Source organism: Micromonospora costi, from assembly GCF_003626655.1.
Taxonomy (GTDB): Bacteria; Actinomycetota; Actinomycetes; order Mycobacteriales; family Micromonosporaceae; genus Micromonospora; species Micromonospora costi.
Map to the genome: position 1 here is coordinate 156890 of NZ_RBAN01000005.1, position 24288 is coordinate 181177.

A 24288-nucleotide genomic window follows, 5' to 3' on the forward strand; every position below is an offset into this window, starting at 1 on the left:
GCTCACCGCCAACATTGGGGCCGAGGAGTTGGAGGAAACCTCCAACGCGAGTTGTCGAACCTGTCCAACTAGCGACGCCAGTGGATCGGCAGGCGTTTCACCCCGCGCTGGAAGGCCGAGCGCAGGTACGTCGGCGTGCCCGCGTACGTGATGCTGCTGGTGCGTGCGAGCAGCGCCTCGAACAGCGCGCGCAGTTGGCAGCGGGCCAGGTGCGCGCCCAGGCAGAAGTGGGGGCCGTGGCCGAAGACGAGGTGCGGGTTGGGATGGCGGGCGAGGTCGAGCCGGTCGGGGTCGGCGAAGACACGCTCGTCGCGGTTGGCCGACGAGAACGACACCACCACCTTGTCCCCGGCCCGCACCGGCACGCCGGCCACCACCGTGTCGGCCGTGGCGGTGCGGCGGAACACCATGACGGGCGTCCACCAGCGCAGCAACTCGTCGACGGCCGTGTCGTAGAGGCCGGGCTCGCGGCGTAGCCGCCGCATCTGCGCCGGGTGTTCCAGCAGGGCGACCATCGCCCCCGGCAGGCCGTTGCGGACCGTCTCGTTGCCGGCCACCGCGAACAGCCAGAACATGTTCTCGAACTCCTCCACCGACAGCCGGTCGTCACCGTCGCGGCCGAGCAGGATCGACATCACGTCCTGCCCCGGGCCGCGCCGCTTCGACCCGGCCAGCAGGTGGGCGTACGTGTAGAGGTCGGCCATGCCGGCGCGGGTGCGCGGATCCGGCATCCGGCCGTCGGGGCCGGGAACCGGCCGGTGCCGCAGCGCCTCGCGGGCCGCCGCGGTGCCGGACCGCGGATCGAACGCGGCCGACACGGCGTAGTCCGGGTCCTGGAAGCCGATCACCCGGTTCGACCAGTCGTAGAGCAGCCAGCGGTCGGACTCCGGCACCCCGAGCACGTCCGCGAGGGTGAGCAGCGGCAGGTCGGCGGCGAGATCACGGGCGAAGTCGCAGGTGCCCTCGTCCGCGTCGCCGAGCACCCGCTCGACGAGCCGTACGGCGTTGGCGCGGATCGACGCCTCCAGCGCGGCGACCGCCCGCGGGGTGAACGACCGGGCGACCGGCCGGCGTAACCGGCCGTGCTCCGGCGGGTCCATGTTGAGCATCATCCGCCGCACGTACCGCAGGTCGTCCGGGGTGGCCGGGTCACGGACCTGGGTGGCGCCCAGCCAGGACGAGAAGAGCCGTGGCTGGCGGAGCACGTCCGTCACGTCGGCGTGCCGGAGCACCAGCCAGAAGCCCGGACCGCCGGGCGACCCGAGCAGCGGAGGCTCCTCGACCCACACCAGCGGGCCGGTCTCGCGCAGCGCCGCGAGCAGGTCGTACGGGACACCGTCGACGTAGGTGCGTGGGTCGACCAGGGGCGCCGGGTCGGCCGTCACCGGCCGAGGAAGTCCTCGAGCACCGTGACCAACCGCACCGGGGTCTCGTACATGGCGTAGTGCCCCGCGTTGGCGAACACCTCCAGCCGGGCGTTGGGGTAGTGCCGCATCCACGTCTCGCGCATCATGTCGGCGCCCAGCGCCGGGTCGTGCTCGCCGACGACGGCGAGCGCCGGGACGGGGTTGCCCTTCACCTCGTCGGTGAGGTCGGTGCGTGCCCACGCCGGGAGGTAGGCGCCGAACGCCTCCCGGGTGGAGTGGTCGAGGGAGAACCGGACCATCTCGTCGAGCCAGCGGCCGGACAGCCGGTTGCCGGTGGTGAGGTCGATGATGGCGCGCCGGTTGGCCGGGTCGGCGGCAGCGCCGTCGAACAACGTCCAGCTCTGCAGGTCGAACGGGACACCGCCGGCCGGGACGGGGCTGATGCCGACGAGTCGCTCCACCCGCCCGGGCGCGTCGGCGAGCACCCGCTGCGCGGCGATGCCTCCCATCGAGTGCCCCACCACGGAGAACGTGTCCCAGCCGAGGGAGTCCGCCAGGGCCAGCGCGTCGCGGGAGATCTCGGCGATGCTGTACTCGCCCGTGACCGTGGCGCGGGCGCCGTACCCGCGGTAGTCCAGGAACGCCCAGGTGAACAGCTCGCCGTCGACCATCTGCGGCAGCCAGCCCCAGCCCTGTGCCGAGCCGAACCACCCGTGCAGGGCCAGCACCCTGCGCGGCCCGTGACCGACGGTGACCGGGGCGGCGTCGTCGGCGCCCTTGCTGCTGATCGTCATGGGGCGACCCCTTCCGCGGGACGGCGGTGACCGGAGTGGACGGTGCGGAACCAGCGAGCTGAACGCTGGCAGCGACCGTAGCGGGCGTGCGGACCGAAGGGAAGGGATCGATCCGGTTCCTGACCGGCGCGCCTTCATGATCCGTTCATCGGCGCGTCCGTCCTGGTTCGGTGGCTTGAGCGGAACGCCGACGAGGGTCGACACCGCGCCAACCCGGCGCACGTCGAGAACCCGCACGGAGGTAAGCATGTCGACCCGTACCCGGATCGTCGCCGGCCTGGCCACCACGGCGGCCGCCGGCGCGGTGGCCCTCGCGGCCGGCCTGGTGGCCGTCCCGGCGCCCGCGCCGTCGGGCCTGGTGCCCGCGGCCGGCGCGCAGGCGGCCGTGGCCGAACCCCCGGTCGTGTCGGCCACCCTGGCCCGCAGCTACGACGCGTTCGACGCGCGGCAGGGCGTCGCCGTCGACGACCGGAACTTCTACGTGGTGGACAACCGCAGCATCACCAAGCACGACAAGGCCACCGGACGGCCGCTGCTCCAGTTCGTCTCCGACCCGGACGGGCCGATCATCCACCTGGACAGCGCCGTCGTGGTCAACGGCCGGTTGTACGCCGCGCACTCGAACTACGACGAGTCCCCGATGGAGAGCTCGATCGAGGTCTTCGACACCCGGACGATGCGCCACGTCGAGACGCACAGCTTCGGGATCTTCCGGGGCTCGCTGACCTGGCTGGATCGCCACGACGGCGCGTGGTGGGCGGGCTTCGCCAACTACGACGAGATCCCCGACGGCGGCACCGAGCCGTACGGGGAGACGTACCAGACGCAGGTCGTCAAGCTCGACGACCACTTCCAGGTCGTCGAGGCGTGGACGATTCCGAAGCCGATCCTCGACCGGTTCAAGCCGATGAGCAACTCCGGCGGTTCGTGGGGGCCGGACGGCCGGCTCTGGCTCACGGGCCACGACCTCGGTGAGGCGTACGTCATGACGCTGCCGTCCGCCGGTTCGGAGCTGGTGTGGGCCGGCACGGTCACCCTGCCGGGCGTGGAGGGTCAGGGCATCGCCTGGGAGCACGCCGGGGCCCGGTCGAAGCTGTGGACGATCAAGCGTTCCACCGAGCAGGCGCTCAGCTTCACCGTGCCGTTCCGGTCGGTCACCGACCCGGCCGCGCCGGTCTGGGAGGTCCGCGGGCCCGGCCAGTTCCAGCAGTGAGCGCGCGGCGGTCGCCGGGTCACCATGCGCGGGTCACCGCGGACCGGCGACCGCCGACCGTCGGCGTCCGGCCCGTGCCGGACGGCCCGGGCCGGAGGGACGCACCCCCGGCCCCGGGCCGCCCGCGGCGATCAGTAGACGGTCACGCCGTACGCGTTGGCGGCCTCGCGCACCGGCTGGTAGAAGGTCGTTCCACCGGACCGGCAGTCGCCGCTGCCACCGGAGGTGATGCCGAGCGCCCTGGTGCCGTCGTAGAGGGGGCCGCCGGAGTCACCCGGCTCGGCGCACACGGTGGTCTGGATCATGCCGCGAACCGTGCCGCCGCCCTTGCCGACGTAGCGGACCGAGACGTCGAGCGCGGTGACGGTGCCGCTGCGGGTGCCGGTTGTCGACCCGGTGCGCCGCACCGACTCACCGACGTAGGCGTCCGCCACGCTGAAACCGCCGGGGTGGCTCAGCGAGGCGTTGTCGTAGCGGACCAGTGCGTAGTCGTTGCCGGGGAAGCTTGATCCGACGGTGGGGCCGATGAGCGTGGTCTGGCCGGAGTTGCTGTACCAGGTGTTGGCCACGTTTCCGCAGTGCCCGGCGGTCAGGAAGTAGTAGGTGCTGCCGCTGACGACGTTGAAGCCGAGCGAGCAGCGGTACCCACCGCCGTAGATGGCGTCTCCCGCCGCGAGCAGCGGAGCGAAGACGCCCGAGGCCCGTTCGACCCGGAGGGCGCCCGCCTTCGCGCCGGCGCTCTTCCTGATCGCGGCCAGCTCGGCGCGGGAGACGCTGTCGTCGGCGGTCACGACGACGCGTCCGGATGTGGCATCCACGTGCCAGGCGATACCTTCGACGCCGGAGTGTTGCACGGCGTCGCTCACCTCGGTGAGTTGTGCGGGGCTGAAGGTCTGCGGGGACGCCGCGGCGACCGGCGGCGCGAACGCCGCGGTGGCGATCAGGCCGACGGCTGCGGCGAGCAGGGCGGCGGGGCGGGGAATGCCCCGGCGGGCGGGGGATCGGTTGAGGCGCACAGTCTCCTCCTCGGGCGAGACCGGTGGGCGATGGCCCAGGGCGTCGTCGTCGAAGGAGCCGCCGCGGTCAGCGCACGTTTCCTCCGACCGACGTCCGCCAGTATCGGCGCATCTCGATCGATGGGCAAGGTGTGTGTCGATGCGAAGACGCAGGTCGTCCGTGCGCGGGCCGGATGGGAGGGACGGCGCGGTCCGGACCGGCGGCGGCGGGCCCCGACGGGCCGGCCGCCGCCGTCCTGGGCGATCAGTCGACGGTCGGCGGTGCCGTCCGGGCGGCCTCGGCGAGGGCCGCCGCCGCGCCCGCGTACGGGTTGTACGTGTAGGTGCGGGTCAGCCCGCCCGGAATCGTGAAGTACTCGACGGACAGCTCCGCCGGGTCGCTCGCCAGTTCCCCGCGGGCCGGCACGTCGTTGCCGTCGTCCCAGCCCCAGGGCGCGTTGGCCGAGTTGGTCGAGCAGCCGAACGTGCCGGAGCCGCAGTCGCCGGACGTGTCGCCCGCGAACGTGCCGAGACTCACGAACAGGGTCGCGTTCGCCCGCTGCGCCCACAGCCCGTCGGCGGCGAAGATGTCGACGAGCCGGTACCGCACGTCACGGTCGTTGCCGTTGCTCGGCGTCTCGGCGACGGTCGACGGGTAGTAGACCAGCCCGTCGCCGTTGATCGAGTACTGCGGGTACGCCTTCAGGCCGTGGCCCTGCGCCTCCTGAGCCGTCACGGGGTGGGAGAACGTGTCGTGCGGCGAGGTCTGGAACTGGAGGGTTCCGTCGACGCTCTCGCGTCCGCTCGTCCAGGTGCTGCCGCTCGGCGTGTACGAGTAGAAGTCGCTGTGCGCCACGGTGACCGCCGCGCGCAGGACGCCGTACGGGGAGCCGTCCCGCTCGATGGCGAACAGCACGCCCTCGCCGTCGTTCTCGTGCTCGGTCTCGAAGAACGGGTGGTCGGTCCAGTCCCGGGGGTGGAAGAACAGGTACGTGATGTACCAGTGGGTGTTGGTCTCCACGACGGAGTAGTAGGCGTGCGCGGCCAGCGAGGTGCCGGCCTGGCCGGCCCGGTCCCAGTTGTTGCGGCCGTTCAGGTCGCCGTCGAAGTCGACCCGGGCGATGTAGTCGGCCTGGCCGCCCAGCGCGTGGCTGCCGGTCGCGTCGACGTCCTGGTAGTGGATGGGCGCCCACCGGAGGGCGAGTTCGGCCCGGCTGACCGCGGCGCTCGCGGGCGCGGGCGCCGCGAGGTGTGCCGCCGCGAGGGTCACCACGGCGCCCGCCGCCGTCAGTGCCCTCGCGATCCGGGATCGGCCCGTCGTGCTGCTTCTGTCGAGCATGGTGTGCTCCTGCGTCCGGAATGGATTGACCGCGATGGATCATTGTGCGTCCGGACGCCCGCCGGGTGTCGACCCGGCGAAGAATGGACAGCCGACTATCGACGGCTGGGATCGGCCGGCGCCACCCGGGTGGCTGCCGGTTCCACCTCGGGCGCCGTGGCCGGGATCGGCCCGCGTACCTGACGCCCGACCGCGTCGAACCAGCCGAGGTGGAACCGGTCGGCGTCGGCGGTGAACGCGCGCCGGAGCTCGTGCCAGGGCAGACCGGGGTGCCGGTGGTGCACACCGTGCAGGTTGAACGCGAGCACGAACGTCTCCAACGCCCGGGGCAGCCGCAGGTTCATGGCCTCCAGCGACGCCTCCAGGCGCGTGCCGTAGTGGTAGGCGTTGTCCGCGACGGAGATCAGCACGGCGCGGGCCGCGAGCGCCGCCCCCAGCATCCAGACGTGCCGCCCGTACGCGACGCCGGCGGCGCCGTGCACGAGGACCACCGCGAGCCCGTCGACCCGGAACTGGCGCAGGTGCCGGCGGCGCACGCCGTCGAGCAGGAGACCGGTCACCGTGTCCGGCGAGTCGAGGCGGCGGGCCAGGTGCCGCCAGGCGCGCGCGGGCGCGGCGGCGAGCAGCACCGTGGCCACCTCGGCGAGGTAGAGGCCGCCGACCAGACGCAGGTAGTAGCCGGGCGCGACCGCCGCCCACCGGGTCGTCGCCGGGTCGTAGACCTCGGTCCGTTCCCGCCGTGTGCGGCTGTACCGGTGATGCAGCAGATGACCGGTCTTCAGCAGGGCGAACGGCGCGCCGTAGCCGACCGCGAGGGCGCGTCCGCAGCGGTCGTTCCAGGTGCGGCGCGCCAACAGCGTGCCGTGGATCGCGTCGTGCAGGAGCGACCAGTACGGCGTGGTGAGCAGCGCCAGCGGCGCGAGCAGCCATCCCCAGGTCGGGTTCGACGGCAGCAGCCACAGCGGAAGGACCACCAGTTGGAGACAGAGGACGCCGAGCGCGGTGGCGACCAGCACCACGGAGGTGACGGTGTGGTCGGAACCGCGGGCTGCGGCCGACGCACGGCTTGACACAGCCGAAATGTAGGGGACGCGGCGCGCTCCGAACACCACGGCGTGACGACGATTGCGCGTACGGACGGCGACGTCGCCGGAGCGCCGACGCGGACGGGATGGACGAAAGGGGACGACCGGTGGGTGACCGTCCGACGCCGATCCCGGGTTTCCCTCCCCGGCGTCCGGGAAGCCAGTGGGCATGGCCGAGACCTTCGCGGACCAGGACCTGACCACCTTGCGGTCCATCGCCCGCGGCGCGGGGATACCGGACACCGACCGCATGCCGCACGACGAGCTGGTCGAGATGCTACGCCGGGCGGGACTCGCCGAGCCGGACGGCCGGCCCGACACGAACCTCGCCGAGCAGGACCCCGCCCGGACGTCGGGCGTGTACCACGGCGAGGGCGTGGGACGCCGCGAGTCCGCTGGTGGGCCGGGCGCCCAGACGGCGGCCACCGAGGGCGTCGACCAGCCGACCGAGGACCCCGCCGGGCTATCGGGCCTGCCGCGTAGCAGCCTGGACCTGGGGGACGAGAGCACCGGGGGGTGGGCCGCCGAGGAGGCGGTCGGCGCGCGACGCGGCGACTCGGTGATCGAGGACCGGGCGCAGGACGCGCGGGGCGTCCAGGGCGAGGATCGGGATCCTGCCGGGCTGTCGGGCCTGTCGCGTAGCAGCCTGGACCTGGGGGACGAGAGCACCGGCGGGCGCGCCGCCGAGGAGGCGATCGGCGCCCAACCCGGCGAGTCCGGCACCGAGATCGACGACCGTACCGAGGGCTGACCCCCGCTGGTGCCACCCCGCCGGCGACACCCCGGCGGGTCGCCGTTCATGGAGAATTTCGCCGCCTGACATTGACAGCCGGAAATATAGCGACGAGCATTCGGCTCATGATCATGAGTCGTGTGGGCGGCGCGATCCGCCGTACCCTGGTGTGCTCACTCGTCGCGCTGTGCGTCCTGACACCGACCGGAGTCGCGTCGGCCGCACCCGTGGCGGCCGGCATCTCCACCGCGTCGACGACCCTGGCCGGCTACCCGGTGTGGGCACACTTCACCGATCCGACCGCCGGGCGTGACTACACCATCGTCAACGAACTGCAACGGTTGATCGACGCGGCGCCCGCCGGCTCCACGATCCGCGGTGCGATCCACTCCATCAGCGTCGACTCCGTCGCCGACGCGCTGCTGCGTGCCCAGGGCCGCGGTGTCACCGTGCTGGCACTCCTCGACGGCAAGAACGCGGCGTCCACCGACCCGGCCGTGGCGACGATCAGGCAGCTGAGCAACCACCAGTTCTGCCTGAACGGCAACGGTGGTCACGGCTGCATCAGCACCAGCGCCGACGGTGACATGCACACCAAGGTGTTCACCTTCACCGCCACGACCGACCCCGACGGCGTCGCCCGCGGCAACGTCGTCTGGTTCGGGTCGAGCAACCTCACCTACGCGACCGGCCCGGACGCGTTCAACAACGCCATCACCGTCTACGGCGACGCCGCGTTCGCCGCCGGGATCAACGCCAACTTCACCGACATGTGGAACCGCCGGCACTACAGCGGCAACGACTACTACGACTCCGCCTCCGGCCGCGGCTACTACCAGGCGGCGGTGGCCGACGCGTACGCGTCCCCCGAAGGCGCCGGGCAGACCGACACCATCGTCACCCGTCTCAACGACCTGACGCCGGACGCCGACTGCCGGCTGCGCGTGGGCATGGCCTCGGTGACCACCGGCCGTCCCGGGATCGTCAACCTGGTCACCCACTTCCGCGCGGCCGGATGCAAGGTGTGGATGGTCATCGGCACCAACGCCGACGGCGGCATCGCGATGAGCCAGTCGGTCTACAACCAGCTGCTCGATGCCGGGGTCGCGATCCGCCGTAAGGACAAGGTGCACGACAAGTTCTTCGTGGCGTACGGCAGGTACGGCGGAGCCGCGCAGTACCGCGTCTACACCGGCTCCCAGAACTGGACCCAGGACGCGCTCAACGAGAACGACGAGCTGTTCGTGAAGATGGCACCGGAGACCGGCAGCACGCACCCGCTCTACGACGCCTACTACACGCACTTCAACGACGCGTACAACACCGGGGTCACCTGCGCGAAGAGCACCTTCCCGTGCCGGTCCTGACGTGACCGCCGCGGACCGGGGAGCCCCCGGTGCAGGGCGGGCCGCAGTGCAGGACAGGATGTGCGTATGACCGAGCCCGTCTCCGCATCGGCCCTTCCCGCGCGCGTCGTCGTCACCGGCGCCACCGGCAAACTCGGCAGAGCCGTGGTGGCGCACCTGCGTGACCGGGGCGTAAACGTGCTGGCGGTGGACCGCGCCGGCGGGCGCGACCCGCGCGACGTCGACGGCGAGTTCCTCCTCGCCGACCTCACCGACTACGGGCAGGTGGTGGAGGCGTTCACCGGCGGCACCGACGAGCACGCGGGCCGGGCTGACGCGGTCGTGCACCTGGCGGCGATCCCGGCGCCGGGGCTGCTGGCCAACGCGGCCACCTTCGCCAACAACTCGGCCGCCACGTACAACGTCTTCGCCGCGGCGAGGGCCGCCGGCATCAAGACGGTCGTGTGGGCGTCGAGCGAGACGGTGCTCGGGCTGCCGTTCGACACCCCGCCGCCGTACGCGCCCGTCGACGAGGAGTACCCGCCGCGCCCCGAGACGACCTACTCGCTGAACAAGGCGCTCGAGGAGGAGATGGCGCGGCACTTCTGCCGCTGGGACCCCGAGCTGACCATGGTGGGGCTGCGCTTCTCCAACGTCATGGACGTCGAGGACTACGCCCAGTTCCCGTCCTTCGACGCGGACCCGCGGCTGCGCCGCTGGAACCTGTGGGGCTACATCGACGCCCGCGACGGGGCCCAGGCCGTGGAGCGGGCCCTCGCGTACGACCGGCCCGGCGCCGAGGTCTTCGTGATCGCCAACGCGGACACGGTCATGAGCAGGTCCAGCGCCGCCCTCATGGCGGAGGTCTACCCGGGCGTCGAGATCCGCAAGGAACTCGGCGAGCACGAGACGCTGCTCAGCATCGACAAGGCGCGACGGCTGCTGGGCTACGAGCCCCGGCACTCCTGGCGCGACCACGTCTGACCCGAACGAATTGGTGGGCCGCGACGCCGATCTCGGCGTCGCGGCCCACCTTTCCTCACGGTCCCGTCACCACGGCTCGACCATGGTCGAGCCGCAGATCACGGCCTACTTCCCGTTGTTCGGCACCGGGTGCATGACGGTCAGCGTCATGCTGTTGTTCTTGTAGGACACCCGGAACAGGTAACCGCCCACGTTCAGGGCCCGATTCTCGGGCAGCGCGTGGAAGGCGCCCTTGACCGAGCTACCGCTCATGATCGTGAACACGGTGCCCGGGGTCAGCGTGCCCCGCACGTCCACGTCCAGCTCGCCGTCCAGCACCAACTTGCCCGCCGCCCGGACGCTCGTGTAGTCCCCGTCGCCGGAGATCGTGACGGCGACGCGACCCTGCCTGCCGACGGTCACGTTCCCGCCGACGTTCATGACGTTGCCCGCGGAGGTGCCGGTGAGCTGCGCGGCCTCGTCAGACGCGAGCCCGGGCCGTAGCACGCCGCTGGTGACGGTCACGCTGCCACCCACGCTGCCACTGCCGCCGAACGTGCCGCCCGTGACGTCGATCGAGCTTGCGTGCGAGCCGGTGATCGAAAGCTTGCCGCCTTCAACCGTCGTGCCGCCCTCGTAGGTTTCGTCGCCCGTCATGATCAGCGTGCCGGGGCCCTGCTTGGTCAGCGAAGCCGTGTAGAGGTTGTTGTCGATGTTGTTCTGAATGTAGGCCGCGCGCGCGTCCATCCATTCCTTGCGCCACTTGACGGCGTCCTCATAGGCGATCTTGTCGTACAACTCGGGGTGGCCGTTGGTGATGGCCTGGATGGCGGGATCACCCAGAATGCCCTGGAGCATGAAGGCCTGGTCGTCAAGCGTGCCGTCCGGGTTCAGCACGTTGGGGCTGAAGTCACCGGCGTAGGCGATGCCGTGCTCCTTGTAGCCCGCCAGCCACTCCAGATCTTCCCTTTCCCTCTCCTTGATCGCGATCTGGCTGATGTCGTTCGACCAGACGTCCAGGGGTGCCTTGTCCATGTTGTAGGTCATGGGGCTCAGGAGCTGGCCGGGGCCGTACATGCCCTTGGCCAGATCGGGGATCCCCCAGCCCCAGCGTTCGTCCGGAAGGCCGTCGGGAGCGGTCCAGGCGATGGATTCCCCCGAGGGGGAGGTCTGCCCGGTGCCGAGGAATTTCACGCCGTCGGACATCTTGTTGTTCGCCGTGGTGAACATCAGGTCACGCACCTGCTTGGCGTCCATGTTCGGATAGCGGGAGAGCAGAACCCCCATCGCCGCTGTCGCAACGGGCGTCGCCGGTGACGTGCCGCTTGAGTTCGAATAGTTGGTGTCACCACTGCTGCTCGTGGTCCGAACGTTGTTGGAAGGGGTGGACACGTTCCACCACTTGGCGAGCCCCGCCTCGTTGTACCCGAACTGCTTCGTGTATTCGGGATTGGCCGCGGTGGGCGGTTGCACCCCGCCGACGGCTACCCACTGCTTTTCCGCCACGGGATTGAAGAAGGGATACGCCGGGCGGAAGTATGGGTTGCTCCAGTCGTTGTTGCCGGCCGACCTCACGTTGACGGTACCGCTGTCCTTGATGGCGTCCCAGATGGCGTCCATGAAGGAAAGTCCGGGGTACGTCGGATTGTATTGGATGCCGCCTTGCGAATAGCTTTTCTTGAAGAAGAAGTACTGGTACTCCAGATCCTTCAGGTACTCGTTGGGGATGATGGTCGCCATTGCCGTGGCGCTGGCGCTGTCTTTGCCCCTCACCTGGTAGGCGTTGGCGCGGTTGCCGTTGACTCCGAGGTCGTTGCCCAGGCCGTCATAACGGGTTCTGTCGAGAGTCTGGACATAGGAGCCCCAACTGCTGTTGATGACCTGGGCGCCCGCGTCGACCAGGGCCTTGTTGGCTGTGTGCCAGTACACGTAATCGTGGAAGGGGCCGTGGGACTGGCTGTCGGAACCGCCGGTCTTGGCAACGTACATCTTCGATCCGAAGGCGATGCCGTGCTGGTCCGTACCGTCGCGCATTCCGGAGGTGACCCCGAGCATGCCGGTCCCGTGCGAGTAGTCACTTGTTCTCGCCTGATCACCGGCCACGGTGAACCACTCGCCCGCAGTGAAAGGGTTCGCCGGGGTCGCGCCACGATACCCGTAGCCGGACGTGCCGTAGACGCCCTCCCCTGTCACCGGCTCGATCCGCTCGGTCTGAAATGCTTCGTGTGTCGTCCTGTAGCCCGAATCCATCATGCCCAGCGTGACGCCCTGCCCGCAGTACCCCAACGCGTAGGCGGTGGACGCGTTCACCGCGGTGAGCTGCCATGGGGAGTTGACAGCCGTGCCAGGAGTAGCCGGATTATGGCCGGTATAATTGCCATATTCCGGCGTTTCCCAACTGGCTTTAGCGGCATCTAGTTCCGCTGGGTTCGTGGCGACAAAGCCGGGGTCGTCCGGGTACGACCACTGCGCGCAGTCCTCCGGGTGCGACCAAGGCGCGCTGGCCGGGCGTTCGCCGGCCCCCGGCCCGGCCAGGGCGCCGGTCTCCGGCAGGCCGGCGGCCATGACCGCCAGGGCCAGCACGGAGCCGCGCCAGGCAAGCTTCCCTCTTCGCATCTGGTGCTCCTCCTCGCCACACCGCCCGTCGACCAGCGGCTCGAGGTCCCTCGTCGGCACAGACACGGGTCGGTCGCCAAAACGTCGAACCGAACCTACGGACCGACGTGCGGCAGGTCATCGGACACCTGTGGAAGATGGCGGCCGTCGGCTCCTACGCCTGTCGCACGATCGCCGCCGGCGCTGGACCGCGAGCCGACCGATTCGCGTTCGCGACGACCAGATCGCCGGTTCCGGAGCGATCGGTCATTGACAGCGCACAGAACGAGCGTCCAGGCGGGCCTGACCGGGATGGGGGTCAGCGCAGGGGGGCGGCGGTGGACGTCGGGGCCGGCGACGCCGTGGTGGTCAGGTAGTCCTGCACCGTGTCGTCCGCGACCGCCTGGTAGAGGGCCTTGGCCTTGGTGGTGTCCGGCAGGACCACACTCTGGCCGCTCTTCATCCCCGTCCCGGCGCTCGGGCTGCCCAGGAAGGTGAGGTCGTCGCTGCGCAGGTCCCGCAGCTCCAGGGCGACGTTGACCAGGTCGAAGTGCTCGTCGACGGTCACCGACCGGGTGACGGCCTGGAGGAACGCGTTGAGCTTGACCGGGTTCGACAGGGTGCCGATGCCGGCGGCGCGGTCGAGCAGCGCCTGGAGGAACTCGCGCTGGTGCCGTTCCCGGCTGAAGTCACCGTCGGCGAACTGGTAGCGCTGGCGTACGTAGTCGAGCGCGGACGCGCCGTCGAGGTGACGGGTGCCCTTCTGGAACGTGCGGTGGGGCGCGTGGATCGAGGTGATTGTCTTCTCGATCGTGAGGTCGACGCCGCCGAGGGCGTCGACCACCTGCGCGAAGCCGGCGAAGTCCACCAGGGCCACGTGGTCGACGTGCACGCCGGTGAACGACTCCACGGTCTGCACGGTCAGCGGGGTGCCGCCCCAGGCGTACGCCGAATTGATCTTCGCCATGGTGTTGCCGTGCCGGCCGTCGGGCGAGCGGGGGACGAAGACCCAGGTGTCGCGGGGGATCGAGATCACCTCCGCCTTCTGGTGGTCGGCGTCGAGGTGCATCAGCATGATCGTGTCGGTCCGCGAGTCGGCCGTCTTGTCCGGGTCGCGAGAGTCGCTGCCCAGCAGCAGCACGTTCATGGCGCCGGTGACCGTCTGTGTGGGGCGGGCGTTCTCGGGGAGCCCGGCGAACGCGTCCGTGCGGGCCAGGTTGCCGTCGAGCGAACGGCCGTACGTGGCGATCCCGATGATGCCGCCACCGACCAGCACCAGCAGGGCCGCCAGTGTGCCGAGCAGAATCCGCCGACGTCGTCGCACCCGTTTGCCCCTTTCTCCGGCCGGCGGCATGATCCGGCCCGTGACCGTCACGGACCGTAACCGGCCAACCTGAAAGGTAGCTCGACGTGAGCGGAGCGTCTCCTGTGCCCGGGCGCCGCGGCCCGCGCGCCCGGGGTCAGGACGCCCGGCCGCCGCTGCTCGCCCGCACCACGAGCGTCGGTTCGACCGGGGACGGGTGTGCCCGCCGGCCCGCCGGGTCGGCGTCCAGCAGGTCGAGGAGGGCCGCCACGCAGCGCCGGCCCACCTCGTCGAAGTCCTGCCGGACGGTGGTGAGGGGAGGGGAGAGGTACTCGGCCTCGGGGATGTCGTCGAAACCGACCACGCTCACGTCCTCCGGCACCCGTACGCCCCGCTGGTGCAGGGCCCGGAGCAGGCCGAGCGCCTGGTGGTCGTTGGCGCAGAAGACAGCGGTGACGTCCCGGCGGTCGGCGAGGGACTGGCCGATCTCGTAGCCCGCCCGCGGGCTCCAGTCACCGGTGATGACCGGCGGCACGCGGCGGTCGGCCGCCTCCAGGGCCAGCCGCCACCCCTCGACCCGGTCCCGGGCCTCCAGCCAGTCCCGAGGGCCGGCGATGTGCAGCACCGTCTCGTGTCCGAGCGCGAGGAGGTGCTCGACGGCCAGCCGGGCGCCGGCCACCTGGTCCACCGCCACGCTGGGCAGCTCGCCGTCGCCGCCCGGCTCGACGACGACCGCCGGCACCCCGGTGGGCAGGCCGTGCAGGGCGACCGCGGCGCTGACCATGGGCGCGATGAGCACCACACCGGCCACCGACTGGTCGGTCAGGGCGTTGATGGCGGACGTCACACCGGACCGGTCGAGGCGTTCCAGCGTGACGATGCTGATCCCGTAGCCGGCGGCGCGGGCCGCACGCTCGACACCGAGCAGGGTGGCGGCCGGGCCGTAGAGGATGGTGTCGAAGCTCACCACGCCGATGACCTTGGACCGTCGCGCCGCCAGGCCGCGGGCCAGGGCGTTGGGACGGTAGTTGAGCTGGTGTACGGCGCGCAGCACGCGTTCCCGCGTCTCCTGGCGGACGCTCGGGTGGTTGTTCAACACCCGGGACACGGTCTGGTGAGAAACGCCGGCGAGCCGTGCGACGTCGCTCATGACGGCGGCGCGCGCGGGCGGCTGCTGGTGCATCGTCATGTCCCCCTCATGGTCATCGTAGCCCCGCCACCGGTGCCGGAAACGGCCTCCCACCTGCGGCCGGAACCGGCCTGCCCGCAGGGGGCGGAGCCGTCGGTGTGCCCCCGGACAGGGGGCGCACCATGATCGACCCGGCGCCGGCGAAACCCTCAGAACCCCCTGGCCAACCGGTAGTAGGCCTGGTTCCAGCGGATCTCGTGGGCCAGGCGCCGCGGGGTCGTGTCCGCGTCGATGACGACCAGCTCGGTGCCGTTCATCTCCGCGAGGTCGTGCAGCTCCTCGACGCCGACGGCCTGCGACAGGACCGTGTGGTGCGGCGCCCCCGCGGTGAGCCACGCCTCCGCGGAGGTGGGCAGGCTCGGCCGGGGACGCCAAACGGCCCGGGCGACGGGCAGCTTCGGCAGCGGCTGCGGCGGGGCGACCACGTCGATCTCGTTGGCGACCAGGCGGAAGCGTTCACCCATGTCGGCCAGCCCGAGCACCACGCCGGGGCCGGGACGGGCGTCGAACACCAGCCGCACCGGGTCCTCGCGCCCGCCGATGCCCAGCGGATGGATCTCCACGCTCGGCGTCGCGGCGGCGATGCTCGGGCACACCTCCAGCATGTGCGCGCCGAGGACGACCTCCTGGCCGGGGGTGAGGTCGTACGTGTAGTCCTCCATGAACGAGGTGCCGCCGCTCGTCCCCACCGACATGGCCTTGAGCGTGTGCACGAGCACCGACGTCTTCCAGTCACCTTCGCCGCCGAAGCCGTACCCGTCGGCCATCAGCCGCTGCACGGCGATGCCGGGCAGCTGCCGCAGCCCGCCGAGGTCCTCGAAGTTGGTGGTGAAGGCGCCGTAGCCGCCGGCCGTGAGGAAGTCCCGCAGCCCCGCCTCGATCCGCGCGGCGTACCGCAGCGAGTCGTGCCGGTCACCGCCGGGCCGCAGCACCGGGTCCAGCCGGTACGCGTCGTCGTACTCCTTGACCAGGTCGTCGATCCGGGCGTCGGGCACCGCGTCGACGGCGGTCACCAGGTCGTTCACCCCGTACGTGTTGACGGAGACGCCGAACCGCAGCTCCGCCTCGACCTTGTCGCCCTCGGTCACCGCCACGTCCCGCATGTTGTCGCCGAAGCGGACCAGCCGCAGCGACCGCATCGCGGAGTACCCGACGGCGGCCCGGGTCCATGCCGCGATCCGCGCCACGACCTGGGGGTTGCTCACGTGGCCGGCGACCGTCTTGCGGGCCACCCCGAGCCGCGTCTGCACGTACCCGAACTCCCGGTCGCCGTGGGCGGCCTGGTTCAGGTTCATGAAGTCCATGTCGATCTCGGACCACGGCAGCGCGACGTTCGCCTGGGTGTGCAGGTGCAGCAGGGGAGTACGAAGCGCGTCGAGACCGGAGATCCACATCTTCGCCGGCGAGAACGTGTGCATCCACGCGATGACCCCGACGGCTCCCTGGACGGCGGCGTCGCGGCAGACGGCCAGGATCTCCGCGCTCGAGGTGAGCACGGGCTTCCAGACCACCCGGGCGGGAATGGCGGGGTCGGCGTCGAGGTGCGCGGCGATCTGCTGCGACTGGGTGGCCACCTGACGCAGGGTCTCCGGGCCGTAGAGGCCCTGGCTGCCGGTGAGGAACCAGACCTCGGGGGCCGGGGATGGGCGGGTCATGGGGGTCTGCCTTCCGATCATCGGGTGGAGGACTACTTCTTGCGGAAGCCGAGGAGGCGTTGGAGCACGATGAACGCGAACAGCAGGCCGCCGATCACGATCTTGGTCCACCAGGAGTTGAGCGTGCCGTCGAAGGTGATCAGGGTCTGGATCACGCCGAGCACCAGCACACCCAGCACGGTGCCGAGGACGTAGCCGGCGCCGCCGGTGAGCAGGGTGCCGCCGATCACCACTGCGGCGATCGCGTCCAGCTCCATGCCGACGGCGATCAGCGGCGCACCCGACAGGGTGTAGAACGACAGCAGGATGCCGCCGATGGCCGAGCAGAGCCCGCTGATGGTGTAGACGGCGATCCGCGTACGACCCACCGGCAGGCCCATGAGCAGCGCGGACTGCGGGTTGCCGCCGATCGCGTACACGTTGCGCCCGAGCCGCGTGTACGCGAGCGTGTACGCGGCCACCGCGACCACCGCGATCGTGACCAGGACGCTGACCGTCACGAAGTTCTCGCCGATGCGGATCCGCTCCTGCGCGGCGCCCGTCCAGAAGCCGTCGGTGATGGGAATCGACACCGAGCTGATCCAGGTGCACAGACCCCGCGCGAAGAACATCCCGGCGAGGGTGACGATGAAGGGCTGGATCTCGAAGAAGTGGATGACGCAGCCCATCAGGAACCCGAGCGTCGGGCCGATGAGCAGCGCGATCAGCAGGACGAGGGCGGAGGGCATCCCCTCGCGCAGCAGCGCGGCCGACACCATCGCGGTCATCGCCACCACCGAGCCGACCGACAGGTCGATGCCGCCGGTGAGGATCACGAACGTCATGCCGACCGCGACGACCAGCAGGAACCCGCTGTCGATGAAGACGTTGAAGATGACCTGGATGTTGGAGAAGGCGCGGTACTGCGAGACGCCGATGGCGTACATGACCAGGAGCAGCGCGAGGCTGACCAGCACCGGCACCTGCCGGCGCGGCAGCCGCCACCGCGCCGGCCGGGCCAGTCGTCCCGTGAGTTCGGTGGTGCTCATGCCGCCACCTGTTCCTTCCTGTTCTCGCCGACGGGGGCCGCCGGTGCCGCTCCCCGCGACCGCCGGCGACGGAACCGGGCGCGGAAGGCGGGCGCCTGGACGAGGCACACCGCGATGACCACCATGGCCTTGAACAGCAGCGACGTCTGCGGGTCGATGTTCATGGCGTAGACGGAGGTCGTGAGGGTCTGGATGAGGAGCGCGCCCACGACGGTGCCGCCGAAGGAGAACCGGCCGCCGGTCAACGAGGTGCCCCCGATGACCACGGCGAGGATCGCGTCGAGTTCGACCCACAGCCCGGCGGCGTTGCCGTCGGCGCTGGAGACGTTCGCGGTCATCATGAACCCGGCCACGGCGGCGCACGCGGCGCTCGCCACGTACACCAGGATCTTGATGCGCCGTGCGCGGATGCCCGCCAGCCGACTCGCCTCGGCGTTGCCGCCGACCGCCTCGATGATCATGCCGAGTGCGGTGCGACGGGTCAGCAGCGCCACGAGCAGCGTCACCGCCAACGCGATGACGATCGCGAACGGCAGGGTCAGGACGTGCCCCACGCCGATCATGCGGTAGGGATCGCTGTTGATGGTGATGATCTGCCCGGAGGTGATGAGCTGGGCCAGGCCCCGCCCGGCGACCATCAGGATCAGGGTGGCGATGATCGGCTGGATGCCGATGACCGCGACCAGCGTCCCGTTCCACAGGCCGAGCAGCAGGGCGATCCCGAGGGCGATGGCGAGGGCCACCAGTACGCTGCCGAGGCTGTTCTGGTCCGGCTGCCGGCTGATGTAGAGGCAGGCCACCGCCCCGCTGACGGCGACCACCGATCCGACGGACAGGTCGATGCCGCCGGTGGCGATGACCAGGGTCATGCCCAGGGCGACCAGGATGAGCGGGGCGCTGAGCCGCACGATGTCGACGAGGCTGCCGTAGAGGTGACCGTTCTTGACCTCGACGGCCAGGAAACTCGGCCGGTAGATCGCGTTCGCCACCAGGAGCAGCACCAGCGCCACGACCGGCCAGAACAGCCGGTGACCGGTGACGGCCGGCAGGCGTGTCCGCCAGTCGCTCATGCCCGCACCTCCTTCCGCTCGGCGCGGCCCGGCAGCGCCGGACCGGCTCCCGCGTTCCGTTCACTCATGCCTCGTCCCGCTCCTTCTGCTCCGCGCCGCTGGCGATGACCCGCATGACGCGTTCGGCGTCGAGGCTCTCGTCGTTGGCCAGCTCCGTGACCAGGTGGCGGTCGCGCATGACCGCGACCTTGTGGCTGAGGCGCAGCACCTCCTCCAGCTCGGCGGAGATGAACAGCACCGCCATGCCGTCGTCGGAAAGCTGCACCACGAGACGCTGGATCTCCGTCTTCGCGCCGATGTCGATGCCGCGCGTCGGCTCGTCGAGGATCAGCAGGCGCGGTTCCGTGATCAGCCACCGCGCGAGGACGACCTTCTGCTGGTTCCCGCCGGACAGGTTGCGCACCGGCATGTCCGGATCCGCCGGGCGGATGCTCAACGCCTCGATGTAGCGGCGTACCAGCTCGTCCTGCCGGCGTCGCGGGACGGGCCGCAGCCAGCCACGGGCCGCCTGCAACGCCAGGATGATGTTCTCCCGCACCGACAGCTCGCCCACCAGGCCCTCGGTGCGCCGGTTCTCCGAGCAGAACGCGATGTTCCGTTCGATGGCCGCGATCGGCCCGCGGATGCTGGCCGGCCGGCCGTCCACGGCGAGGCGGCCCTGGTCGGCGCGGTCCGCCCCGAAGAACAACCGGGCGACCTCGGTCCGCCCCGAGCCCAGCAGCCCGGCCAGGCCGACCACCTCGCCCCGGTGGATGGTGAGGCTGAACGGGGCGACCGACCCGCTGCGGCCGAGGTCGGTCGCCTCGACGACCGGCGCGGCCGCCTCGACCGCGGCCCGGTCCCGGCCGGCCCGCTCGTCGAGGCGCTCCAGCGTGTCCAGTTCCTTGCCGATCATCTTCTCGACCAGGGCGAACTGGGGCAGCTCGGCGGTGGGGTACTCGCCGACGAGGCGGCCGTTGCGCAGCACGGTGATCCGGTCGGCGATCCCGTACACCTGGTCGAGGAAGTGCGTGACGAACAGGATGGCGATGCCCTCGTCGCGCAGCTGCCGCATGATGCGCATGAGCTGCGCCACCTCGTCGCTGTCCAGGCTGGACGTGGGCTCGTCGAGGATCAGCACCCGGGCCTGCACGTCGACGGCCCGCGCGATCGCCACCATCTGCTGCACGGCGAGGGAGTAGTTCCCGAGCAGCTCACCGACGTCGATGTCGAGGTCGAGGCGGGCGAGCAGGGCGCTGGCGCGGCGGCGCATCTCGCGCCAGCGCACCGAGCCGAGCCGGCCGGGCTGGCGTCCGATGAAGATGTTCTCCGCCACCGACAGGTTGGGGCAGAGGTTGACCTCCTGGTAGACGGTGCTCACGCCGGCCGCGGTGGCCTGCATCGGGCCCGAGAAGGAGACGGGGGCGCCGTCGAGGGTGATCGTCCCCGCATCGGCGCCGTACACCCCGGTCAACACCTTGATCAGAGTGGACTTGCCGGCGCCGTTCTCGCCCATGAGGGCGTGCACCTCGCCGGGGAACAGCCGGAAGTCGACGCCGTCGAGGGCGCGGACGCCCGGGAAGAACTTGCTGATCGCGGTCATCGTCAGGACCGGAGGCCTATCCGACATCCCACCAGACCTTTCGTGATTGTCGTCGGGTGCGCGACCGCGGCGGCCCGGCCCACCCCGGGGCGGCGGGGAAGGGCGCCGGGCCGGCGGTGTGGTCCACACCGCCGGCCCGACCGCCCACCGGCGGACGTGCCGGTCGGTCAGTACTTGCGGTTCGGCAGGGCCTCCTTGGCCGACTGCTGGGTGAAGGTGGTCTCCTGGGTCTCGATGCGCTCGGGCACCTGCTCGCCGGCCTTCACCTTCTTCACCAGGTCCATGAGCTGGGGCCCGAGCAGCGGGCTGCACTCGGCGATGAAGTTGAACTTGCCGTCGGCCAGGGCCTGCATGCCGTCCTTGACGGCGTCGATGGTGATGATCTTGATGTCCTTGCCGGGGACCTTGCCGGCCGCCGTGATGGCCTCCAGGGCACCCAGGCCCATGTCGTCGTTGTGCGCGAACAGCACGTCGATCTTCGGGTTCGCCTTGAGGAACTGTTCCATGACGGCCTTGCCGCCGGCGCGGGTGAAGTCGCCGCTCTGCGACGCGATGATCTTCAGGTTGGGATTGGCGGCGATGGCCTCCGCGAAGCCCTTCTTCCGGTCGTTGGCCGGCGCCGACCCGGTGGTGCCCTGCAGCTCCACGATGTTCACCGGCCCGGTCGCGGACTTCGTCTCCTCGAGCAGCCACTCACCGGAGAGCCGGCCCTCCTTGACGAAGTCCGAACCGAGGAAGGTCTTGTAGAGCGTCTTGTCGGCCGAGTCGACCGCCCGGTCGGTCAGGATGACCGGGATGTTCGCGTCCTTCGCCTCCTTGAGCACGGTGTCCCAGCCTGACTCCACGACCGGCGAGAAGGCGATGACGTCCACCTTCTGCTGGATGAAGTTGCGGATCGCCTTGATCTGGTTCTCCTGCTTCTGCTGCGCGTCGTCGAACTTCAGCTCGATGCCCGCCTCGGTCGCGGCCTCCTTGATCGAGGTGGTGTTCGCCGTACGCCAGCCGCTCTCCGCGCCGACCTGTGAGAACCCGAGGACGATTTTGCCGTCGTCGTTGCCGCCGCCACCGCTGCCGGTGTCGCTGTTGGCGCACGCGCCCAGCCCGGTGGCGAGCAGCCCGGCCGCCATGATGGCGCCGAACCGCCGGCGGGTGAGGGAATTGCCGGTGATCCTCATGTGCTGACTCCTTGTGGCGATGAGGTGGGGTACCTGGTGGTGCCTGGTCGTGCCGTCGCGCCGGACGGCCAGACGGTCGGAGGTGCCCGACGAGGGTGCGGTGGACCAGCCGACGCACCCGGGTGGCGCCGGCCGGGGTGGGGGAGCGCTACCGGCGCGCCGACGGGATGGTGGTCTGCCCGTAGACGTTCTGGTAGCGCGCGTACAGGGAGTCGATGTCCTCGGGGGCGATCGGCACCGGGTCGCCCAGAGTCCGGGCCAGGTGGGCCGTGCGGGCGACGTCCTCGCACATGACCGCCGCCTTGACGGCGTCCCTCGCCGTGCGCCCGATGGTGAAGACGCCGTGGTTACGCATCAGGACGGCCGGCGAGCGGTGCCCCGTGAGGGTGGCCACGATGCCCTTGCCGATGTCGTCGCCGCCGATGAGGGCGAACGGGCCGATCGGGATCTCACCCCCGAACTCGTCGGCCTGTGCGGTGAGATGGCAGGGGATGGACTCCCCGCACGCGGCCCAGGCGGTCGCGTAGCCGCTGTGGGTGTGCACGACGCCGCCGACGTCGGGCATGGCCCGGTACACGTACGCGTGCGCGGCCGTGTCGCTCGACGGCGCCAGGTCACCCTCGACCACGACACCGTCCAGGTCGCACACCACCATGTTGCCGGGGCGGAGGTCGTCGTAGGACACCCCGCTCGGTTTGATCACCATGAGGTCCCGACCCGGCACCCGGGCCGACACGTTGCCGGCGGTCCAGGCCACGAGGTTGTACCTGACCAGTTCGGCGTGCAGGGCGGCCACCGTCTCGCGCAGCCGGGCCACCTCGTCGCTCATGCCATCACCTCCTGGGGGAGCGCGGCCTCGCCGGCCGGCGTGGGAACGGACGCCGACCGGGCGGCGTTGCGGATGGCGCGCAGCCGCAGCAGCACGTCGTCGCCGCCCCGGCCGAAGTGGTCGTGCAGCCGCCGGTACTCGGCGTACAGCGCGTCGTAGGCGCGGACCCGCTCGGGATCGGGCAGGTACGCGTCGCGTTCGACCCGGCCCATGGCCGCCGAGGCCGCCGCCACGTCGGGGTGGGCCCCGGCCGCGACCGCCGCGTGGATGGCCGAACCGAGCGCCGGCCCCTGGGCCGAGCCGATGATGCCGAGCGGCCGGTTCGTGACGTCGGCGTAGATCTGCATCAGCAGCCGGTTGCCGGTGAGCCCGCCCGCCACGATCAGCTCGTCGACCGGCACGCCCGCCTCGGCGAACGCCTCGATGATCATGCGGGTGCCGTACGCGGTGGACTCCAGCAGCGCCCGGTACACGTCGGCCGGGCGGGTGGCCAGGGTCAGACCGACGATCACGCCGCTCAGGTCGTGGTTGACCAGCAACGACCGGTTGCCGTTCCACCAGTCCAGCGCCACCAGCCCGTGCGCGCCCACCGGCTGCGCGGCGGCCTGCTCGGTGAGCAGCTCGTGCGAGGCGTAGCCCTCGGGCGCGGCGTGGTCGACGTACCAGCCGAAGATGTCGCCGACGCCGCTCTGGCCGGCCTCGTATCCCCAGTGACCCGCGCTGATGCCGCCGTCGACGACACCGCACATGCCGGCCACCTCGGCCAGCTCCGTGCCGTTGACCACGTGGCAGGTGGAGGTGCCCATGATGGCGACCAGCCGGCCCGGGTCGAGGGCCTGCGCGGCGGCCGCGGTGACGTGGGCGTCCACGTTGCCGACCGCCACGGCGACGCCCTCGGGCAGGCCGGTCCATGCTGCGGCCTGGGCGGTGAGGCCGCCCGCGCGCCCGCCCAGCGGTGCCAGCGGGCCGTCGATCTTCTCGACGAAGTCGGCGAAGTCCGGGTTCAACGCGGCCAGGTACTCCCGGGACGGGTAGCGGCCGTCCTGGTGGATGCCCTTGTAGCCCGCGGTGCACACGTTGCGGGTCTCGACGCCGCACAGCTGCCAGACGATCCAGTCGGCGGCCTCGATCCACCGTTCCGCCCGGCCGTAGACCTCGGGATCCTCCTCGAGAAGCTGCAACGCCTTCGCGTACTGCCACTCGGCCGAGATCTTGCCGCCGTAGCGACCGATCCAGGGCTCACCCCGCTCGTGGGCGAGGGCGTTGATGCGGTCGGCCTGGTGCTGGGCGGCGTGGTGCTTCCACAGCTTGACGTAGGCGTGCGGGCGGGTCCGCAGGTCGGGCAGCTCGCACAGCGGGGTGCCGTCGGCCAGGGTGGGCAGCACCGTGCAGGCCGTGAAGTCGATCCCGATGCCGATGACCCGCTCCGGCGCGACACCGCTCGCGGCCAGCGCCGCGGGCACGGCGTGCCGCAGCACGTCACGGTAGTCGTCGGGGTCCTGCAGGGCCCAGTCGGCCGGCAGCGGCTGCCCGTCGGCGGCCAGCGCCGAGTCCATGACACCGCTGCGGTACGCGTGCACCGCCGTGCCCAGCTCGGCGCCGTCGCGGACGCGCACCACCAGGGCCCGCCCCGACAACGTTCCGAAGTCGACGCCGACGACGTACCGGTCGTCCGGCTCGGACGAAACGCTCATGTCATCCTCCGCTCGCCTGCTGGCCATAGTGTTAGCGCTCACATCGAACGCGTCAAGACCGGGTTGGAAACAGGCTCGTAACGCTGTGGCCGCCGCTCGGGGGGCAGGCGTCGTCGGCCGATCTCCACCCGGTGGTTGTGGACAGGATGGCCGGCAGATCGGGCCCGGGCCCGTGCCGCGTCGGGCAGGCCATTGACCTGCGTGTCCGCCCGACTGCCTGTTAGCGCTCACACTCCGGGACCCGGCGGCGGCGACCGTGCGCCGGACCCCGACGGCGCGGCACGGGCTCCGGCGCGACGCGGGTGGGGCGCCGGGGCGCGGGGCACGCACCCG

The 24288-nt window shown here is 71.0% G+C and carries 19 protein-coding genes; 4 read left to right on the forward strand and 15 right to left on the reverse strand.

The annotated features are described in order from the left end of the window. Window positions 1-68 precede the first annotated feature (68 nt). Entirely contained in the window at window positions 69-1385 is a 1317-nt protein-coding gene (locus tag D7193_RS26415) for a cytochrome P450 (protein WP_120782330.1), read from the reverse strand. Next, entirely contained in the window at window positions 1382-2161 is a 780-nt protein-coding gene (locus D7193_RS26420; RefSeq protein ID WP_120782331.1) for an alpha/beta fold hydrolase, read from the reverse strand. The genes D7193_RS26415 and D7193_RS26420 overlap by 4 nt, the downstream gene beginning before the upstream one ends. Window positions 2162-2408: 247 nt before the next feature. On the opposite strand from D7193_RS26420, the gene D7193_RS26425 reads away from it, so the two are divergent. Next, on the forward strand, window positions 2409-3374 hold the full coding sequence (locus D7193_RS26425) for a hypothetical protein (RefSeq protein WP_120782332.1): 966 nt from the start codon (window positions 2409-2411) through the stop codon (window positions 3372-3374). A 131-nt stretch (window positions 3375-3505) separates the two neighbouring features. Here the strand turns inward: D7193_RS26425 and D7193_RS26430 are convergent, their stop codons facing one another. From D7193_RS26430 to D7193_RS26440, 3 genes are all read right to left on the reverse strand, one after another. Further along, window positions 3506-4390 carry a S1 family peptidase gene (locus D7193_RS26430; protein ID WP_120782333.1) on the reverse strand — a complete coding sequence of 295 codons (885 nt, stop codon included), beginning with the start codon at window positions 4388-4390 and terminating at the stop codon, window positions 3506-3508. Window positions 4391-4634: 244 nt separating this feature from the next. Further along, window positions 4635-5708: a hypothetical protein gene (locus tag D7193_RS26435; protein WP_120782334.1), complete on the reverse strand. Its 1074-nt coding sequence runs from the start codon at window positions 5706-5708 to the stop codon at window positions 4635-4637. A 95-nt stretch (window positions 5709-5803) separates the two neighbouring features. Further along, window positions 5804-6781: a fatty acid desaturase gene (locus D7193_RS26440; RefSeq protein WP_241563494.1), complete on the reverse strand. Its 978-nt coding sequence runs from the start codon at window positions 6779-6781 to the stop codon at window positions 5804-5806. A 181-nt stretch (window positions 6782-6962) separates the two neighbouring features. Here D7193_RS26440 and D7193_RS26445 point away from each other — a divergent pair, with 181 nt between their 5' ends. The 3 genes from D7193_RS26445 to D7193_RS26455 all read left to right on the forward strand — a co-directional run bounded on the left by D7193_RS26445 (window position 6963) and on the right by D7193_RS26455 (window position 9856). After that, window positions 6963-7544, forward strand: a complete 582-nt coding sequence (locus D7193_RS26445) for a hypothetical protein (RefSeq protein WP_377456377.1) — start codon at window positions 6963-6965, stop codon at window positions 7542-7544. Between the two features lie 107 nt (window positions 7545-7651). Continuing rightward, window positions 7652-8893 carry a phospholipase D-like domain-containing protein gene (locus tag D7193_RS26450; RefSeq protein WP_120782336.1) on the forward strand — a complete coding sequence of 414 codons (1242 nt, stop codon included), beginning with the start codon at window positions 7652-7654 and terminating at the stop codon, window positions 8891-8893. A 66-nt stretch (window positions 8894-8959) separates the two neighbouring features. Beyond that, window positions 8960-9856, forward strand: a complete 897-nt coding sequence (locus D7193_RS26455) for an NAD-dependent epimerase/dehydratase family protein (RefSeq protein WP_120782337.1) — start codon at window positions 8960-8962, stop codon at window positions 9854-9856. A gap of 105 nt (window positions 9857-9961) precedes the next feature. Here the strand turns inward: D7193_RS26455 and D7193_RS26460 are convergent, their stop codons facing one another. From D7193_RS26460 to araB, 10 genes are all read right to left on the reverse strand, one after another. Continuing rightward, entirely contained in the window at window positions 9962-12451 is a 2490-nt protein-coding gene (locus D7193_RS26460; protein WP_147434460.1) for a S8 family serine peptidase, read from the reverse strand. 298 nt (window positions 12452-12749) lie between these two features. Next, window positions 12750-13754, reverse strand: coding sequence for an LCP family protein (locus D7193_RS26465; RefSeq protein WP_241563496.1), 1005 nt, complete (start codon window positions 13752-13754; stop codon window positions 12750-12752). 136 nt (window positions 13755-13890) lie between these two features. Then, a complete protein-coding gene (locus D7193_RS26470; RefSeq protein WP_120782339.1) occupies window positions 13891-14922 on the reverse strand; it encodes a LacI family DNA-binding transcriptional regulator in 1032 nt (343 codons plus the stop codon). Window positions 14923-15071: 149 nt separating this feature from the next. Next, the gene (araA, locus tag D7193_RS26475) at window positions 15072-16577 is read right to left on the reverse strand and encodes an L-arabinose isomerase (RefSeq protein ID WP_120782340.1); all 1506 of its coding nucleotides are present in this window, start codon (window positions 16575-16577) and stop codon (window positions 15072-15074) included. 32 nt (window positions 16578-16609) lie between these two features. Further along, on the reverse strand, window positions 16610-17605 hold the full coding sequence (yjfF, locus tag D7193_RS26480) for a galactofuranose ABC transporter, permease protein YjfF (protein ID WP_120782341.1): 996 nt from the start codon (window positions 17603-17605) through the stop codon (window positions 16610-16612). Continuing rightward, entirely contained in the window at window positions 17602-18675 is a 1074-nt protein-coding gene (locus D7193_RS26485; RefSeq protein WP_120782342.1) for an ABC transporter permease, read from the reverse strand. Before D7193_RS26485 ends, yjfF begins: the two co-directional genes overlap by 4 nt. A gap of 64 nt (window positions 18676-18739) precedes the next feature. After that, window positions 18740-20284 carry a sugar ABC transporter ATP-binding protein gene (locus D7193_RS26490; RefSeq protein ID WP_120782343.1) on the reverse strand — a complete coding sequence of 515 codons (1545 nt, stop codon included), beginning with the start codon at window positions 20282-20284 and terminating at the stop codon, window positions 18740-18742. 140 nt (window positions 20285-20424) lie between these two features. After that, a complete protein-coding gene (locus D7193_RS26495; RefSeq protein ID WP_174242744.1) occupies window positions 20425-21432 on the reverse strand; it encodes an ABC transporter substrate-binding protein in 1008 nt (335 codons plus the stop codon). Between the two features lie 148 nt (window positions 21433-21580). After that, complete coding sequence (locus D7193_RS26500; RefSeq protein ID WP_120782344.1) at window positions 21581-22261, reverse strand: L-ribulose-5-phosphate 4-epimerase; 681 nt, start codon at window positions 22259-22261, stop codon at window positions 21581-21583. Further along, complete coding sequence (araB, locus tag D7193_RS26505; protein WP_120782345.1) at window positions 22258-23955, reverse strand: ribulokinase; 1698 nt, start codon at window positions 23953-23955, stop codon at window positions 22258-22260. Before araB ends, D7193_RS26500 begins: the two co-directional genes overlap by 4 nt. Between the last annotated feature and the right edge of the window lie 333 nt (window positions 23956-24288).

What these genes read in the sequence shown, in the direction of transcription:
- D7193_RS26420 (WP_120782331.1), bottom strand. Translation starts at nt 2,161, where the DNA reads ATGACGATCAGCAGCAAGGGCGCCGACGACGCCGCCCCGGTCACCGTC.
- D7193_RS26425 (WP_120782332.1), top strand. Translation starts at nt 2,409, where the DNA reads ATGTCGACCCGTACCCGGATCGTCGCCGGCCTGGCCACCACGGCGGCC.
- D7193_RS26435 (WP_120782334.1), bottom strand. Translation starts at nt 5,708, where the DNA reads ATGCTCGACAGAAGCAGCACGACGGGCCGATCCCGGATCGCGAGGGCA.
- D7193_RS26445 (WP_377456377.1), top strand. Translation starts at nt 6,963, where the DNA reads ATGGCCGAGACCTTCGCGGACCAGGACCTGACCACCTTGCGGTCCATC.
- D7193_RS26450 (WP_120782336.1), top strand. Translation starts at nt 7,652, where the DNA reads ATGATCATGAGTCGTGTGGGCGGCGCGATCCGCCGTACCCTGGTGTGC.
- D7193_RS26455 (WP_120782337.1), top strand. Translation starts at nt 8,960, where the DNA reads ATGACCGAGCCCGTCTCCGCATCGGCCCTTCCCGCGCGCGTCGTCGTC.
- D7193_RS26460 (WP_147434460.1), bottom strand. Translation starts at nt 12,451, where the DNA reads ATGCGAAGAGGGAAGCTTGCCTGGCGCGGCTCCGTGCTGGCCCTGGCG.
- D7193_RS26470 (WP_120782339.1), bottom strand. Translation starts at nt 14,922, where the DNA reads ATGACGATGCACCAGCAGCCGCCCGCGCGCGCCGCCGTCATGAGCGAC.
- araA (WP_120782340.1), bottom strand. Translation starts at nt 16,577, where the DNA reads ATGACCCGCCCATCCCCGGCCCCCGAGGTCTGGTTCCTCACCGGCAGC.
- yjfF (WP_120782341.1), bottom strand. Translation starts at nt 17,605, where the DNA reads ATGAGCACCACCGAACTCACGGGACGACTGGCCCGGCCGGCGCGGTGG.
- D7193_RS26485 (WP_120782342.1), bottom strand. Translation starts at nt 18,675, where the DNA reads ATGAGCGACTGGCGGACACGCCTGCCGGCCGTCACCGGTCACCGGCTG.
- D7193_RS26490 (WP_120782343.1), bottom strand. Translation starts at nt 20,284, where the DNA reads ATGTCGGATAGGCCTCCGGTCCTGACGATGACCGCGATCAGCAAGTTC.
- D7193_RS26495 (WP_174242744.1), bottom strand. Translation starts at nt 21,432, where the DNA reads ATGAGGATCACCGGCAATTCCCTCACCCGCCGGCGGTTCGGCGCCATC.
- D7193_RS26500 (WP_120782344.1), bottom strand. Translation starts at nt 22,261, where the DNA reads ATGAGCGACGAGGTGGCCCGGCTGCGCGAGACGGTGGCCGCCCTGCAC.
- araB (WP_120782345.1), bottom strand. Translation starts at nt 23,955, where the DNA reads ATGAGCGTTTCGTCCGAGCCGGACGACCGGTACGTCGTCGGCGTCGAC.